The 17,245-nt window shown below is 34.0% G+C and carries 14 protein-coding genes; 3 read left to right on the top strand and 11 right to left on the bottom strand.

Annotated features, from left to right (window positions below; translation table 11 throughout):
- Positions 1 to 53: 53 nt before the first annotated feature.
- The 3 genes from GBO31_RS03445 to GBO31_RS03455 all read left to right on the top strand — a co-directional run bounded on the left by GBO31_RS03445 (position 54) and on the right by GBO31_RS03455 (position 5,532).
- Positions 54 to 1,118, top strand: coding sequence for a DUF3810 domain-containing protein (locus tag GBO31_RS03445; RefSeq protein WP_219006920.1), 1,065 nt, complete (start codon positions 54 to 56; stop codon positions 1,116 to 1,118).
- A 119-nt stretch (positions 1,119 to 1,237) separates the two neighbouring features.
- Entirely contained in the window at positions 1,238 to 4,225 is a 2,988-nt protein-coding gene (locus tag GBO31_RS03450) for an amidohydrolase family protein (protein ID WP_219006921.1), read from the top strand.
- A 14-nt stretch (positions 4,226 to 4,239) separates the two neighbouring features.
- Positions 4,240 to 5,532 (top strand): amidohydrolase family protein, encoded by a 1,293-nt coding sequence (locus GBO31_RS03455; RefSeq protein ID WP_219006922.1) that lies wholly within the window; start codon positions 4,240 to 4,242, stop codon positions 5,530 to 5,532.
- 117 nt (positions 5,533 to 5,649) lie between these two features.
- Here GBO31_RS03455 and GBO31_RS03460 read toward each other — a convergent pair whose 3' ends face one another.
- The 11 genes from GBO31_RS03460 to tgt all read right to left on the bottom strand — a co-directional run bounded on the left by GBO31_RS03460 (position 5,650) and on the right by tgt (position 17,191).
- Entirely contained in the window at positions 5,650 to 5,883 is a 234-nt protein-coding gene (locus GBO31_RS03460) for a hypothetical protein (RefSeq protein WP_219006923.1), read from the bottom strand.
- Positions 5,884 to 6,153: 270 nt separating this feature from the next.
- Positions 6,154 to 6,471, bottom strand: coding sequence for a hypothetical protein (locus GBO31_RS03465; protein WP_219006924.1), 318 nt, complete (start codon positions 6,469 to 6,471; stop codon positions 6,154 to 6,156).
- 122 nt (positions 6,472 to 6,593) lie between these two features.
- Positions 6,594 to 7,715, bottom strand: a complete 1,122-nt coding sequence (locus tag GBO31_RS03470; protein ID WP_219006925.1) for a pyridoxal-phosphate-dependent aminotransferase family protein — start codon at positions 7,713 to 7,715, stop codon at positions 6,594 to 6,596.
- Positions 7,716 to 8,108: 393 nt separating this feature from the next.
- Positions 8,109 to 8,906: a DUF6503 family protein gene (locus GBO31_RS03475; protein ID WP_219006926.1), complete on the bottom strand. Its 798-nt coding sequence runs from the start codon at positions 8,904 to 8,906 to the stop codon at positions 8,109 to 8,111.
- Between the two features lie 71 nt (positions 8,907 to 8,977).
- On the bottom strand, positions 8,978 to 9,970 hold the full coding sequence (locus tag GBO31_RS03480) for a DKNYY domain-containing protein (protein WP_219006927.1): 993 nt from the start codon (positions 9,968 to 9,970) through the stop codon (positions 8,978 to 8,980).
- Between the two features lie 103 nt (positions 9,971 to 10,073).
- Positions 10,074 to 11,258, bottom strand: coding sequence for an asparagine synthetase B (locus GBO31_RS03485; protein ID WP_219006985.1), 1,185 nt, complete (start codon positions 11,256 to 11,258; stop codon positions 10,074 to 10,076).
- A 79-nt stretch (positions 11,259 to 11,337) separates the two neighbouring features.
- On the bottom strand, positions 11,338 to 12,885 hold the full coding sequence (gene dnaB / locus GBO31_RS03490; protein WP_219006928.1) for a replicative DNA helicase: 1,548 nt from the start codon (positions 12,883 to 12,885) through the stop codon (positions 11,338 to 11,340).
- Between the two features lie 168 nt (positions 12,886 to 13,053).
- The gene (locus GBO31_RS03495) at positions 13,054 to 14,007 is read right to left on the bottom strand and encodes an acetyl-CoA carboxylase carboxyltransferase subunit alpha (RefSeq protein WP_219006929.1); all 954 of its coding nucleotides are present in this window, start codon (positions 14,005 to 14,007) and stop codon (positions 13,054 to 13,056) included.
- Between the two features lie 74 nt (positions 14,008 to 14,081).
- Positions 14,082 to 14,996, bottom strand: a complete 915-nt coding sequence (locus tag GBO31_RS03500; protein WP_219006930.1) for a DMT family transporter — start codon at positions 14,994 to 14,996, stop codon at positions 14,082 to 14,084.
- The gene (locus tag GBO31_RS03505; RefSeq protein ID WP_219006931.1) at positions 14,983 to 16,059 is read right to left on the bottom strand and encodes an LptF/LptG family permease; all 1,077 of its coding nucleotides are present in this window, start codon (positions 16,057 to 16,059) and stop codon (positions 14,983 to 14,985) included. The genes GBO31_RS03500 and GBO31_RS03505 overlap by 14 nt, the downstream gene beginning before the upstream one ends.
- Before the next feature lies 1 nt (position 16,060).
- Positions 16,061 to 17,191 (bottom strand): tRNA guanosine(34) transglycosylase Tgt, encoded by a 1,131-nt coding sequence (tgt, locus tag GBO31_RS03510; RefSeq protein ID WP_219006932.1) that lies wholly within the window; start codon positions 17,189 to 17,191, stop codon positions 16,061 to 16,063.
- Between the last annotated feature and the right edge of the window lie 54 nt (positions 17,192 to 17,245).

Below are 17,245 nucleotides of genomic sequence, written 5' to 3' on the forward strand. Positions count from 1 at the left end.
AATTCAAATGATCTATTAAATGTTGTAGATTTACAAACAGATATTTTTATTTCATGCAATCAAAAACAAAATTACTTCTCATCATATTATTACCAGTTCAGATCATCATCATTAAAATTCTTTCTCTTTTCCCTGAATTTATAGATCGATTTTATAGCAACGGATTGTACATATATATTTCTAAGGCGCTACGATTTACTTTTGGTTGGATGCCTTTTTCATTTGGTGATATTGGATATAGTATTTTGATCATTCTTTTGATTCGTTTTTTGTTTAAAAAAGTATTTCGTAGGAAACCACAGTGGAAAACGATTCTTTTAGATATTGGAGCTACCCTATCTATCGTTTATGCTGCTTTTCATTTGCTATGGGGAATTAACTATTATCGCCTGCCCATGCATGAGATTCTAGGTATCGAAGATCAATATACGCAAGAAGAGTTATTAGCTGTTTCTGAAAAACTAATTATACGTGCTAATAATATTCATAAAAGTTTAGAACCTAATGATTCATTATCAATTGTAATGCCTTATAACAAAGCCGAAATATTTGAAAAAACAGTTCCGGCTTACGAGCAAATTAATGAAGTAGTTCCTAACTTGAAATATTCTCCTAAGAGTATTAAAAAATCCTTGTTAAGTGTTCCATTAACTTATATGGGCTTTAGTGGTTATTTGAATCCTATTACGAATGAAGCACAAGTGAATGGACTAATTCTGGATTATAAATCCCCAACTACTAGTTGCCATGAAGAAGCACATCAGCTAGGATTCGCTAAAGAAAACGAAGCTAATTTTCTTGCTGCTTTAACCACCATGAATTATGACGATCCTTATTTTAACTATAGTGGAACCACCTTTGCTTTAAAGTTTTGTCTAAATGATTTATACTTACGTGATGAGCAGAAAGCATTTTGTTTAATCGAAAAATTACGTCCTGGTATCCGAAGAAACTATCAAGAAGTAAATGAATTCTGGTTGCAGTATCAAAATCCTTTAGAGCCTATTTTTAAAAGCACTTATGATAGTTACTTAAAAGCTAATAATCAACCCAAAGGTATTGACACCTATAGTTATGTAGTTGCCTTATTGGTAAATTATTACAAAGACAAATTATAGTTTTTAATACGTCTGAAAAAGGTTATACACTTCCTTTAACTGTTAAAAAAATACTAATTAGTAAGGTCTTTCCGTAGTATCGGTTACTTTTAAACCAATTCATTTATTACGCAAACTCTATGAAAAAACTATTTTTATCACTCTTTGTGATATTTATGGGATCAATTCTGCATGCTCAAGAATATTTCCCGAAAAATGATGGTGTAAAAACATCAAATTCCAATTATACCGTTTTTACAAATGCTACTATTCATACTTCTCCAGAATCAGAGATTAAGAATGGTATGATGATTATCCAAAAAGGAAAAATCAAACAAGTAGGTGCTGGTTTAGCTATTCCGAAAAATAGTATTGTGATTGATCTAAAAGGGAAACATATCTATGCTTCTTTTATGGATCCTTTTACCAATTTTGGAATCAAAAAACCTAAAGGACAAGGCAATCCTTTTGGTGGAAATCCACAATATGATGCTTCTAGAGAAGGATATTATTGGAATGACCATATACGACCAGAAACCAATCCATTGCAAGAATTTAAATACGACCAAAAGAAAGCCAATGAGTTTATCAAAGAAGGTTTTGGAGTGGTCAATACCCATATGCCAGATGGAATTATCAGAGGAACTGGTCTACTCGTTGCTCTTAATAATGATGGAACCGAAGGTGATCGATTATTAAGTGATGCCTCTTCACAATTACTTTCTTTCTCTAAGAGTACAAAAAGCAAGCAAATATATCCTACATCACTAATGGGGTCTATGGCACTACTTAGACAAGTATACTTGGATGCAAAGTGGTATGCAACTAATAATGTGGATTATAAAGATCTTTCAATCGAAGCGCTGAATAAGAATAAAAATCTACCACAGATTTTTGAAGCTGGAAGTAGAATTAATGGTTTCAGAGCGGACAACATTGGTGATGAATTCAACATTCAATATGTAATTGTTGGTGGTGGTGATGAATATGCTAGAATCGATAAGGTAAAGGCTACCAATGCTCAATATATTATTCCTCTTGATTTTCCAGACGCATATGATGTGTCAGATCCATATATGGCGAACTTAGTAAGTCTTGGAGATATGCGCCATTGGAATCAAGCACCTTCTAATCCATCTGTTCTAGCCAAGAATGGAGTTCAGTTTTCATTAACTACCCATAAACTAAAAAAGATTGCTGATCTAAAAACAAGGTTGGCAAAAGCGCTGAAACATGGATTAGATCAAAAAACGGCACTTGCTGCTTTGACTACCGTACCAGCACAAATTTTAGGAAAAGAAAATGTCTTAGGAACCCTTAAAAAAGGTGCTTACGCCAATTTTTTAATTACTAGTCAAGAGTTGTTTTCTAAGGATAATATCATTTATGAGAATTGGGTACAAGGACATAAAAGTGTGATAAACGATATGAATACTACTGATATCAGTGGTAATTATGAATTATCGCTAGCGGGAAAAACATACAATGTTTCTATTACAGGAAAACCTACAAAACCAAAAGCCGAAGTAAAATTGGGGGAAACAAAATTAGGCAGTAAAATCACCTATACCAATGATTGGGTAACGCTGACCTTCACCGATGCTGATACTACCAAAACACAGTACACACGTATCGTAGGCGCTATTAATAAAAATCCAAAGTTTTGGAGTGGAAAAGCAATCCTAGCTAACGGTAGTGAAACCTCTTTTACTGCAAAACAAAAGCCTAAAGAAACTAAGGAAGATGCCAAAAAGAAACCGGAAGCTTCTAAGGATACGCCAAAAGTATTACCTGTTACCTACCCTAATATTGCATATGGTAACCAGGCATTGCCAAAATCTGAAAATATCCTCTTCAAAAACGCAACAGTTTGGACAAATGAAACTGAAGGAATTCTAAAAGAAACAGATGTTCTTATCAAAAATGGAAAGATTGCAGCCATTGGTAAAAATCTAAATGCCGGCAATGCCAAAGTTATTGATGCCACTGGTAAGCATCTGACTAGTGGTATTGTAGACGAACACTCTCATATTGCTGCAGCGGCCATTAATGAAGCAGGACATAACTCTACAGCAGAAGTAACTATCGAAGATGTAGTCTCTCCAGATGATATTAATATCTATAGAAATCTTGCAGGTGGTGTAACTTCTATACAGATATTACACGGATCCGCAAACCCTATCGGAGGTAGATCTGCGATTATCAAATTAAAATGGGGAGAAGATGCAGAAAATCTTATCTACAAAAACTCTCCAAAGTTTATAAAGTTTGCACTTGGTGAAAATGTAAAACAGAGTAATTGGGGAGATGCAGAACGAGTACGTTTTCCACAAACTCGTATGGGTGTAGAACAACTGTATATCGATTATTTTACACGTGCTAAAAGATATGAGCAACAAAAAAATAGTGGAAAACCTTATCGTAAGGATATTGAAATGGATGTACTTCTGGAAGTTCTTAACGGAAAACGTTTTATCAGCTGTCACTCCTATGTACAAAGTGAAATCAATATGCTGATGAAAGTAGCTGAGAAATTTAATTTTAGAATCAACACTTTTACCCATATCCTAGAAGGTTATAAACTCGCTGATAAGATGGCAACTCATGGAGTAGCAGGATCTACTTTTTCAGATTGGTGGGCATATAAATATGAAGTAAATGATGCGATTCCGTACAACGCTACCATTATGCACAATCAAAACGTTCTAGTGGCTATCAATAGTGATGACAATGAGATGTCCAGAAGACTTAACCAGGAAGCTGCAAAATCCGTAAAATACGGAGGTGTGAGTGAAGAAGAAGCTTGGAAGTTTGTGACCTTGAATCCTGCAAAAATGTTACATATTGATGATCGTGTAGGAAGTATCAAAGTTGGAAAAGATGCAGATGTAGTTTTATGGACCGATCACCCACTTTCTATATATGCCAAGGCAGAAAAGACATTGATTGAAGGAGCTACGTATTTTGATTTAGAAAAAGATAAAGCCATGAGAAGATCTATTGCTGACGAACGCAATGAACTTTCTACCATGTTACTGAAAGCAAAAAATAGCGGTTTAAAAACACAACCGCCTAAGAAAAAGGAAAAACAACATTTTCACTGTGATACCGTAGAACACATTCACTAAACACCGATTACAAAATGAAAAATTTATCATATATAGTGTTGTTGCTAATGGTTGCATTTGGAAATGTGACTGCACAACAAACTCCAGCAAAAATCCAAACCGAAGCGATAACTATTACTGGAGCCACAGCTCATATCGGGAATGGAGAACTAATTGCGAATAGCATTATCATTTTTGAAAATGGAAAAATCACAAATGTAGGAACCAATGGCAGCGTTGCTACCAAAGGAAAAATAATTGATGCCACTGGAAAACATGTATATCCAGGATTTATAGCTCCTAATTCTACTTTAGGATTGGTAGAAATTGGAGCTGTAAGAGCTACCGACGATGACAGTGAGATTGGAGGTTTCAATCCACACATCCGAAGTATTATTGCCTATAATGCCGAAAGTAAGATTGTAGAAAGCATGCGCCCAAACGGTGTATTGATTGCGCAAACCACACCACGTGGCGGATGGATTTCTGGTACTTCTTCTATCGTACAATTAGATGCTTGGAACTGGGAAGATGCAGCTATTAAAACAGATGATGGAATCCATATGAATTGGCCAAGTCCTTTTACCAGAGGAAGATGGTGGTTAGGAGAAGACCCTGGTTTTAAACCTAACAAGAAATATCAGGAACAGGTAACTACGCTTACAGATTTTATGAATCAGGCAAAAGCAACCATACAATCTGATATGGGTGAAGAAAACCTACCTCATCTAGCAATGCAACAAGTTTTTGATGGTACGCAAACGCTATTTGTACATGTAGGTACTGAAAAAGCTATTTTGGACGTATTGCGCTTTGCAAAAGAACAACAACTGCTCAAAGTAGTGATTGTAGGCGGAGATGAAGCCTATAAAGTTGCTGCTCAATTAAAACAGCAAAACATTCCAGTACTATTGACCAGAACGCATTCTACGCCAAATTATGAAGATGATGATTATGATTTGCCCTATAAAAATGCAAAGTTATTGGTAGACGCAGGTGTATTGGTAGCATTACAAAACAGTGGTCAAATGGAGCGTGCTAATGCACGTAACTTACCTTTCCAGGCAGGAACAGTTGCTGCTCATGKATTAGACAAGGAAAAAGCGGTTCAGTTAATTACTGGTAATAGCGCCAAAATTTTAGGAATCGATGATATGGTGGGTACACTAGAAGTTGGTAAAGACGCTACCTTATTTATCAGTATTGGTGATGCTTTAGATATGCGTACAAACCAATTAGATAAAGCCTTTATCCAAGGAAGAGATATCAGCTTAGAAAGTCACCAAACCAAACTATGGAAACGTTACAGTGGTAAGTATAGCAAGTAAAGGTTATTATTACTTAAAAATTAATAAACAAAGCCAGTTTCTATTATGGAAACTGGCTTTGTTTATTGGTCGTAGATTGCGAATGCTATTCGAAGTTTGCAACTTCGATATTTAATTTCATTTTAAATAATCTTCAAGGTTTATACTCTTTAGAGTATCCTGTTGAATTTCAAAAAGATCGGCCTGTGTTTTCATAATATCTAAAGTATCATAATATGCCATAATCTGGCCTTTGCAATAATTCTTATCCTCTTCTGAAGAATTATCAATTTCTGTTTTAAACTCCTCCAATTTATCCACAAGAATCAAAACCAAATCATTTAAATAGTTCTTATAATTATTGATATTCATAAAATTATGTGATTTAATAGCTTATGAGATATGTCTTATTATTCCTTTTTTACTTTTAGTATTATCAGACTATTTCTTTTAGCCAATGTATTTAAAAGTTTATAAAAAACACAACTAAAGATGAATATAACTGGTTCTTTTTGCCTGTTCCTAAACCGTATTGCTTCGAAGTTACAAACTCGGAAGAGCTAAGGAAAATAACAAATGAAGATGTTAAACATGTAATCATTCTAAAAACATAAAAAAGGCACTTTAAAAGTGCCTTTTTTATTAAATTCCCATTTTCGTCATACTAAATTGACTCTTATATTTGAGTGCAACTGTAACTCGTACGGACTCATAAATTTCATCTCCTCCTTTAGATCTCCAAAACGCTTTGACACCTTCTTTAACTAACCAAGAAAGAGATGGTGTATAGCTAGGTCTTGGAACCAAATGCATTGCTGCAGAAGCTTCAAGTGCTTCAGCATACATTTCCGCTGCCAAATCCCCCAAACTATTAGTAATATTGTGTTCTGAGATGGTATTTGTAGGATAAAAAAAGTTTAAAATTTCCGCGACCATTTGGTCATCGCTTATAGAACTCATAAATTAAGGTATTAAGAGATTAATATAACTTGTTTACTAAATCATTACTACAAATTTTGTAAATCTCTACCCTAAATAACACCCAGTATTCAGTGAAAACCAACTCCCTGAATCTATGTAAATTAACTTTTAAATTCTTTCATATCCTCTAATGCACTGATGAGCATGTTCACGTGATTAAGCGTACAACTTTCACCCATTATACCTATCCTCCATATTTTACCAGCAAACGCTCCTAAACCGCCTCCAACTTCAATATTGTAATCATTTAATAGTTTTTTTCGAATAAGAGCTTCATCGTTTCCGTCTGGTAAAAAGACAGCATTTAAATTAGGTAATCTGTAGGCTTCATCTACTAAATAAGAGAATCCTAAATTTTCCAATTTTGTTTTTAATACTTGATGTACTTCCTGATGCCTTTTCCATCGATTCTCCAAACCTTCAGCTAAAACAATTCTAAGTGCTTCTCGTAATGCATACACTGAAGAAACTGGTGCTGTATGATGATAGGCTCTTTTGGCACCACCCCAATAATTTTTAACCATACTTAAATCTAGAAACCAACTTTGTACTTTTGTCTTTCTATTTTCTAGAGCTTTTAATGCGTTATCTGAAAAACTCACTGGTGATAATCCTGGTGGAGCACTTAGATTTTTTTGTGTTCCTGTATAGATCGCATCAATATTCCAATCATCTACTTTTAATTCCATCCCGCAATAAGAAGTTACTGCATCCACCATTAATAATCCACCTGCATTGTGCACAAGATCACTAATCTCCTCTAATGGTTGCAAAGTTCCTGTAGAAGTTTCTGCATGTACTAAGGCAACTAATTTTGGTTTTTTGCATATATCTAAAGCCTTTTTAATATCTTCTGGAGTAATCACCGTTCCCCATGCTACTTCTACTTTATGTACTGTCGCTCCGCATCTTTCTGCTATATCTGCCATTCTTCCTCCAAAAACACCATTAATACAAATAATGGCTTCATCTCCTGGCTCTAGTAAATTCACCAAACATGTTTCCATACCTGCACTTCCTGGAGCGGAGACTACAAATGTCATCTGATTTTTTGTCATAAAAGTATCCTGCACCATGGTTTTAACTTCATCCATAATGGTCACAAATTCTGGATCTAAATGACCAATAAGTGGTGTGGACATCGCCTTAAGTACTCTTGGATGAGCATCAGACGGTCCTGGACCCATTAAAATCCTATTACTTGTGGTAAGTTCTTTGTACATAAAAATTAGTTTTGCGTATGTTACTATATCGTTTTCGTAAATCGAATTAGATAAAGAGTATAAAATTAGCTAATTCTAAGAATTGCCGACAAACATCCATATTGCAATCTTGTTAAAATAACGAACAATGTTGAATATTTCGTAATTATATTACGAAATGGAGACAAGAAATTATCAAATTATAAAAATCGCTTTTGAATTTTTATCAAAAAAAGTCTGTGTATCATCAAAAAACTCCGCTGGTTTTATACCAACGGAGTTCTTCTTAATGCTATTTCTAAAGAATTTGATCTTTAGTAAAGTTTCAGGCAAGCCTTAGAGGCATTCTTTAGGAAAAAGCCTAAAAAARTCGAGGCGAGCATTGGAGCATTTTAAGTCTTGATTAACTAGCAATTATTGTTTTGGTTCGCTAAATATAGACGCATCTAACTTTTCTTTACTAGCTGACGCATTTACGAAATTTCTTTCACTTTTAATATCACCAACAACTCCATCTTCATACGCTCTCCATTTTAGAGTTTTAGGTAATAATAATCCATCTACATCATTCCAATCTGAGTATTCTATCAGGCTTATTTTTTCGCTACTTTCTTTACTAAAGAAGGTTACGGTATATCCTAAATATTTCATTTGATGTGATTGCGCATCATAGTATATAAAGTAATTATCTTTTGGAGAATCTCCTACTCCGTCTCCGTAGGAGATTTTATACCCAGGATACACTTTATCTTCGACCTTTAAATCATCTACTTTTTCATAAGAGATTCCATCATCACCTAAAACAAATGGCATTGCATAAAAGTAAAACATCAAATTATGATAAAAACGTGGATTTCCTTTAAAATAGGTAGAATCTTGTTTAATCCAAGCATCCTTTCCATCAAATCCTAATGCAAACTTATCAGTCTCGATACGTGCATGTCTTGTTTTTAAATCTGTGGTATGTTTTTCATTCCCTTCAGGTTTCGAAAGTTCGAAAATCAATGTGTTCTGCGTATCAAACGCTTGGATACCACCATGGGCTTTAAAAATTGCTGCAATATCTTTTGGGAAGTTTGCTGATCGATCAGGAATGATTTCTTCGACTTTTTCTTCGACTACAACTTCTTTTTCTACCCTTTCTTCTTTGGGCGCTTCTTTACAAGAAAATAAAACACCAAGTATCAGTGTGAATAAAGTTATTTTTTTCATTTTTTTGAGTGTAAGGTTATTATAAGTGTACAATAGTCGTCTTTTTATGACAACCTTACAAAAATCAAAAATTACTTTTTGCTTTTTACAATTTTTCCTATTTCATATATATGATTCTTATCGGAAAAAGTATAAGAACTTGTGTTATATCTAAAGGTATTGGTATCCGCACCTTCAATCACTTTACCAAGAAAATAAACAGCATTCTTATCCTTGGTATATCCGGCTTCAATTTCTTCAAAAGTAGCTATATCAGCATTTTCAATAATGTTACTTTGATAATATATCTGGTCATCTATTTTAACAAGTCCTTTATCTTCAAAGAATCCGATATCATTACTATTTTTAAATGGAATTGCTACCACCTGATCAAATCTTTCTGAATTTTTATATCCCACATAAAAATATACGTTCTTATCATCTCGAATATAATAATTCGTTAGAGAAACAATTTCAGTTATATTGGCTTCTTTAATTTTACGCAATGGATCTCCATAAGAATAGTGATACACTCCATTTTTATCTTTGCAAAAGTGACTATTAACTTCCTGAAAAGATGTTACATCTAGGGAATCATTTCTTTTATAATTTTGATACACAAAATCCTTGTCCTTTGCAAAATCAAAACTTATCTGGGTAAAAGTTTTAGCATCTACCCCTTCTAAAATTTTAAAAGCTTTCTTACCATCTTTATTAATATGATAATAACCATCATTTAGTACATATACATGATTTTTATCCATTGGGGTGTACCCTAATTGCACTTGAAATGATGCAAGATCTATTTGGTTATTAATGGGTCTGGATTTAAAATAAGCTTGATCTTTATCTTTAGCGTAGTCTCTGGCTAATACCTGAAATGTTTGCATATCAACTTCCATTTCATTTTTTCCTAATTCAAACCAATTTCCCATAGGACTATAAATGATCCCCTCTTTATCCCTAGTATAATAATATGAATCTGATAATTCCTTATTTACCTCTTTTCCAAAGGGATTGAAAAAACGGTACACTCCATATATACAAAGCGCTCCTATTGTAACGATTACAACTGCAATTATCATGATTACTTTTTTTATCATACATCAAAATTAAACAATAACAGTTTGTGAAATCAACCCTATAAACAGTGATTTCAATTAGTAAGAAAAGTACAAAAAGTAATACTCAGGTTTTTTGTTTTTTCTTCTTTGCTGCTGGAAAGAGTACATTGTTAAGAATCAAACGGTATCCAGGAGAATTGGGATGCAATTCTAATTCTGTTTTCGGGTCACCTACTCTATGCTGATAATCCTCGGGATCATGTCCTCCATAAAACGTAAAAAAACCTTTCCCTTTAATTCCATGAATATATCTTGCTTCATTATTGGTTCTATTCTCTCCAAGTATCAATACATTGGATTTAATCTCAGTAGGATCATAAGCTGTTGTTTGCCCCATAAAACCTTTTACCAACGCCGTATGATTTTGACAAAGCATTGTTGGGATTGGATCCCATTTGGCCGAAAAATCCATTAACGTAAAATAATCTGTTGTCTTAGGGATACGTCGTTTTCTAGTCATATCAATAGAAGAGAATTCGTATACATTAGGACTTCTCTCTAAAGTGAAATTTTTGAAAGCAAAGGTTTTATTAAAATCAATTTTTGCTTGATAACCTGGTTCGCTAGGATCTCCATCAAACATGGGTTCACAGATGTCTACATCTTCTGCTGCCAAGGCAATCTCAAAACTATCGGTAGCACTGCACATTGCAAACATGAATCCTCCACCTACAACATAATCTCTTATCTTTAGGGCTACGGCCAATTTCTCATCAGATACTTTATCATATCCTAAATCAGCGGCTAATTTTTCTGCAGCTGCTTTTTCTTTAATATACCATGGATGTGCTCTATATGTTGCATAAAACTTACCGTATTGCCCTGTAAAATCTTCATGATGTAAATGAAGCCAATCATATAGAATCAAATTATCTTCTAGTACTTCTCTATCATAAACAGTTTCATAAGGAATTTCTGCAAAAGTTAATACCATAGTTACCGCATCATCCCAAGGTTGGTTTCCCTTTGGGGAGTATACTGCAATCTTAGGAGCTTTTTCCAAAACAACAGCTTCCATATTTTTGGAAGGGCTGCTTATTTCTTCTAAAATCTCCTCGGTTTTAGCATTACTCAGAACTTCGTAAGAAACACCGCGTATGGTGCATTCCTTTTTAATGTCTTCTGTATCTGGTAATAAAAAAGAACCACCTCTATAATTGAGAAGCCACTTAACTTTTAGATCTTTACTAAGCGTCCAATAGGTTATACCATAAGCTTTCAAATGGTTTTGCTGACTTTCAGCATCCATTGGGATCAATACATATGAAGCATATGATTGAAAAGCAAAAAAGAAAAGGAAACTGTAAATTAAAAACTTACAATTCCTTTTAGAAAGGAACATCGTCATCATCATTAGAATCATTTATGCTACTCCCAAAAGCTTCGTCGGCACTTGGAAGATGACTTGTACTAAACGGATCATCTTCTTCTTTGCCATCATTCATTTTCGAATGAAACTCAAAAGGAGTACTAAAATCATCTAAGTTATCAAATTTACCTAAGTGACCAATGAATTTTAACCTAATATTTTCTAAACCTCCATTACGGTGTTTCGCAACAATAAATTCTCCTTGACCTTGTGTAGGTGATCTTTCTTCATCATCCCATTCATCAATCTTATAATATTCGGGTCTAAATATAAATGCCACAATATCCGCATCCTGCTCAATCGCTCCAGATTCCCTTAGGTCACTTAATAGTGGGCGTTTACTTCCTCCACGAGTTTCTACAGCACGTGATAACTGGGATAGTGCAATTACCGGAATATTCAATTCCTTAGCCAGTGCTTTAAGGTTTCGAGAAATCGTAGAAATTTCCTGTTCACGATTTCCATTTTTACCACTTCCTCCAGCGGTCATTAATTGCAAATAATCAATAATGATCATTTTGATACCATGCTGAGAGGATAGACGTCTTGCCTTTGCTCTTAAATCAAAGATGGAAAGCGATGGTGTATCATCAATAAAAAGCGGAGCCTTTTCTAAGTCTTTTACCTTTACGTTTAACTGTTCCCACTCATGCTTTTCTAGTTTCCCAGTACGTAATTTTTCAGAAGAAAGTCCTGTTTCGGATGAGATCAAACGAGTAATCAACTGTACCGAGGACATCTCCAGAGAAAAGAATGCTACAGGTATATTAGCTCCGACAGAGATATTTCGGGCCATCGATAATGTCAAAGCGGTTTTACCCATACCAGGACGCGCTGCCACGATTATTAAATCACTAGGCTGCCAACCAGAAGTTAGCTTATCCAATTTATCAAAACCAGAAGGAACACCACTCATCCCTTCTTTATTAGATATTTCCTGAATCTTTTTCTTAGCCTGAATTACTAAACTTTGAGCAGATTCTGTAGATCTTTTGATATTTCCTTGCGTAACTTCATATAATCTAGATTCAGCCATATCCAAAAGATCAAAAACATCTGTGGTCTCATCATAAGATTCTTCGATAATCTCGTTAGATATTTTGATCAAACTTCGTTGAATATATTTCTGCAAAATAATACGAGCATGAAACTCGATATGTGCTGAAGATGCTACCTTTTGAGTAAGTTGGATAAGATAAAATTCCCCACCTGCTAATTCCAATTTCCCATCTTTCTTAAGTTGGGTAGAAACGGTTAATAAGTCAATTGGTTCAGAGTTTTCGAATAGTTTAAATACAGCTTCAAAAATGTATTTATGTGACTCTCTATAAAAGACTTCAGGATTTAAAATATCGATAATTTCATCAACACCTTTCTTATCTATCATCATTGCTCCAAGCACAACTTCCTCTAAATCAGTTGCTTGAGGAGGTATTTTTCCTTTTTCCAGCGGTATAACGTTCCCCCGACCGTAATTAGACTGCTGAGTTTGCTGTACTTTTTCCATAACCACGAATGTAAAAAAATTGTAAAGAGATGGACCTTTTACAAAGGTAATGAATGTCCACCAGTCATCAACAATTGAACTGTTGATAACTTATTAATATTGTTAATAAGCATAAAAAAATCTGAAGTCAGAAACTTCAGATTTAGATGTCAAGTGATTTATTAGGGGTTAGCCTTTAAAGACTCCCATATTGGCATATTTATCCATACGTTTTTCTACCAATTCTTCTGGTGATAAGTTTTTCATTTCCTCAAAAGACGATACTATTTTATCTCGTACAGCTTTAAACGTATTTTCTCGATCGCTATGAGCTCCACCAAGAGGTTCTCTAACAATTTCATCAACTACTTTAAGCTTAGCACTATCTTTTGCTGTTAATTTTAATGCTTCTGCTGCAATTTCTTTTTGTTCCCAACTTCTCCATAGAATAGAAGAACAATTTTCTGGTGAAATAACAGAATACCAAGAGTTTTCCAGCATTAACACCTTATCTCCTACTCCTATTCCTAATGCACCTCCACTAGCACCTTCACCAATAATAATAACGATAATAGGAACTTTAAGACGTGTCATCTCTAATATGTTGCGAGCAATTGCTTCTCCTTGTCCTCTTTCTTCGGCTTCTAAACCTGGATAAGCACCTGGAGTATCAATAAAACTTACTACTGGAATACCAAACTTTTCTGCACTCTTCATTAAACGTAGTGCTTTTCTATATCCTTCGGGATTGGCCATCCCAAAGTTTCTATACTGCCTGGTTTTAGTATTAAATCCTTTTTGTTGACCAATAAACATATAACTCTGATCACCGATTTTTCCTAATCCTCCGATCATTGCTTTGTCATCTTTTACATTGCGATCTCCATGTAGTTCTAAAAAAGAATCTCCGCAGATTGCATTGATATAGTCTAATGTATAAGGTCTAGATGGATGTCTTGACAGTTGTACTCTTTGCCAAGCAGTCAAATTCTTATAAATTTCCTTTTTGGTCTCATTTAACTTCTTCTCAATTTGCTTGCACGTATCTGTTACATCTACATCGCTCTCTTCGCCAATAGCGCATGCTTTTTGAAATTGTTCTTCGAGTTCTTTTATGGGGAGTTCAAATTCTAAATATTCCATAATCAAGAATACATTTTGTTTTTTTTTAACTAGGGTTAGCAGACAAATATAAAACAATACTTCCTAAACTAGTATTAAGACTTTTGTATTTTTATTTTTTTTAGATTTTTAAATATTCCATTTAACACAACAGTGCCCAATATAATAAGTGCTCCGTAGTAAAATCCAGGGTTCATTTTTTCTGAATCACCAAAAATCAAATATGCCAATACAATTCCATACACAGGCTCAAGATTAATGGTTAACATCACTGTATAAGGACTTAAATACTTCATGACCTGCACCGAACCAATAAAAGCATAAGCTGTGCAAACTGAAGCTAAAACAACAAGGTATATCCAATCTGAAGTAGATAACTGAAAGAACGATTTTGAGAATCCTTCATTCTCTACTCCAATAAATGATATTATTAAAAGGTAGATAGTAATACATCCCACACCAGTTAACAATTCATAGAAAGAAATCATTGATGGTGAATATTGCTGTGCTATTTTACCATTGATCAATGAAAAAACTGATGATAAAAATGCAGAACAGATGGCGTACATAATCCCTAGAAAATAACTTCCTTCTACATTAAAAATAATGTACAATCCACAGATAACCATTAACCCGAAAAGAACTTCGTACCAAATCAGTTTTCTCTTATAAAAAATTGGTTCTAAAATTGAGGTAAAAAAAGCACCTGTCGAAAGCACTGCTAATGTGATTGAAACATTCGAAGCCTTTATCGCTGCAAAAAATGTAATCCAATGTAACGCTATCACAACACCTGCAACACTCAATACAATAAATAGTTTCCTAGATATTTTAAGAGAAATTTTTCTAAAAAGAATAAACAAGTAAATAAATCCAGATGCCATTAACATTCTGTACCACACCAATGGTAATGCTTCAATAGTAATTAACTCTCCAAGGATTGCTGTAAATCCCCATATGAATACAATAAAATGTAAATGAAGATAATTCTGAAGTTTAGCGTTTGGCATTATACAATAAATAAATTGCTAATATTCCGAAAGACACATTTGGAAACCATACGGCCACTAATGGTGGAAAATCAGATTGATTTGCCAATGTGCCTAAAACTTTATCAAAGAAGATAAAGATAAAGGCTAATGAGATACCAACGGCAAGATTTACTCCCATTCCTCCTCTTCTTTTCATGGAGGAAACTGCAACGCCTATAACTGTAAGAATAAATGCTGAAACAGGAATACTCCATCTTTTATAGGCCACTACTTTATATCTATTAATATCGGAAGAACCTCTTTTCGTTTCCTTTTCAATAAATTTACTTAGCTCCCTATAATTTAGTGTTTCTGCCACGTATGTTACTGGTGTAAACTCATCTATATTAAAAGGTAGTACGGTATCTTTTTTTCTGGCTTTTTCGATAATATCTTCATTTTCCAAAACTGTCCGTTTTACAAAATCTCGTAGTTCATACAAACTATCTTTTTCTATATAGGTAATTGTTCTTGCCGAAATCTTTGTCTTTAAAGTATTCCCATCAAAATACTCTAATGTAAAATTCGTAGCTTTTTTCTTTAGAGGCTTAAAGTCGTTGGCATACAAAAATATGCTATCATTTAATTGTCGATATACATTTCTTGTTTCCTGGACCTTTTTATGTTTTTTTAGATACGTATATTTAAACTCGTTAAACCCCTGACTTGCTTTAGGTGCTAAGAAAAGTCCCATAGCTAATGCTCCTAAGCAGATGAGAATCGCTCCTATCATATAAGGTCTTAGAAACCGCCAAAAGGATACTCCTGAACTCAAAAAAGCAATAATCTCTGTCTTATTCGCTAGCTTAGAAGTAAACCAAATAACTGATAAGAAAACAAATAATGGAAATAGCAAATTCGCAAAATATATTGTGAAATCCAGATAATAAGAAACTACAGCTCCAAATGGCGCTTCATGCTCTAAAATATTATCAATTTTCTCTGAAAGGTCTACAATAATACCAATAGGGATAAACAAAAGGATCATTGTGAAAAATGTTCCTAAATATCTTTTAAGTATGTACCAGTCTAATATTTTCAAATTATAATCTTTTATCCATTTGTTTCACCATCATGTTTTTCCAGGAATAAAAATCGCCCGCTAAGATATGTTTTCTTGCCTCACGAACCAACCACAAATAGAATCCCAAATTGTGAATAGTAGCTATTTGTCTTCCTAGCATTTCATTTACTGAGAATAAATGTCTTAAATAGGCTTTTGAATACTCTGTATCCACATAGGTAATTCCCATTTCATCAATAGGAGAAAAATCATCTTCCCATTTTTTATTCTTTATATTAATAGTTCCATGTGCCGTAAATAACATTCCATTTCTTCCATTTCGGGTTGGCATCACACAGTCAAACATATCTATCCCCAACGCAATATTTTCAAGGATATTTATAGGTGTTCCTACTCCCATCAAATATCTAGGCTTATCTTCTGGCAATATTTCTGTTACTACCTCGGTCATTGCATACATTTCTTCTGCAGGTTCTCCCACGGACAAACCTCCAATAGCATTTCCTAAAGCTCCAGCATTCGCAATATATTCTGCTGATTGTCTTCTTAGATCTTTATATGTACTTCCCTGAACGATTGGAAAAAAAGTTTGATTATACCCATATTTAACTGGAACTTTTTCTAGATGTTGCATACAACGATCTAACCATCTGTGTGTCATATGCATACTTTTCTTTGCATAATTGTAATCGCAAGGATATGGAGTACATTCATCAAAAGCCATGATGATATCTGCTCCAATAGTACGTTGTATTTCCATCACGTTTTCTGGTGTAAAAACATGATATGAACCATCTATATGTGATTTAAATTTGACTCCTTCTTCTTTAATTTTACGATTTGCAGATAAAGAATACACTTGATACCCTCCACTATCTGTTAAAATATTTCTATCCCAGTTCATGAACTTATGCAAACCACCAGCTTTTTCCAAGATAGAAGTTTGGGGTCTTAAATATAAATGGTAGGTATTTCCTAAAATAATATCTGGATTGATATCATTTTTCAATTCTCTTTGATGTACTCCTTTCACTGTAGCTACTGTTCCTACAGGCATAAAAATAGGAGTTTCAATAACTCCATGATCTGTGGTTATTTTTCCAGCTCTTGCCCTGCTTTCAGGATCTTTAGATAAAAGGTCAAATTGCATAATTTCTATTTCGTAGAGCGCAAAGATAACTAACTAAAACTACTTTGATAAAGT

The sequence above is a fragment of the Aquimarina litoralis genome, assembly GCF_019295435.1.
In the GTDB taxonomy this organism is placed as follows: Bacteria; Bacteroidota; Bacteroidia; order Flavobacteriales; family Flavobacteriaceae; genus Aquimarina; species Aquimarina litoralis_A.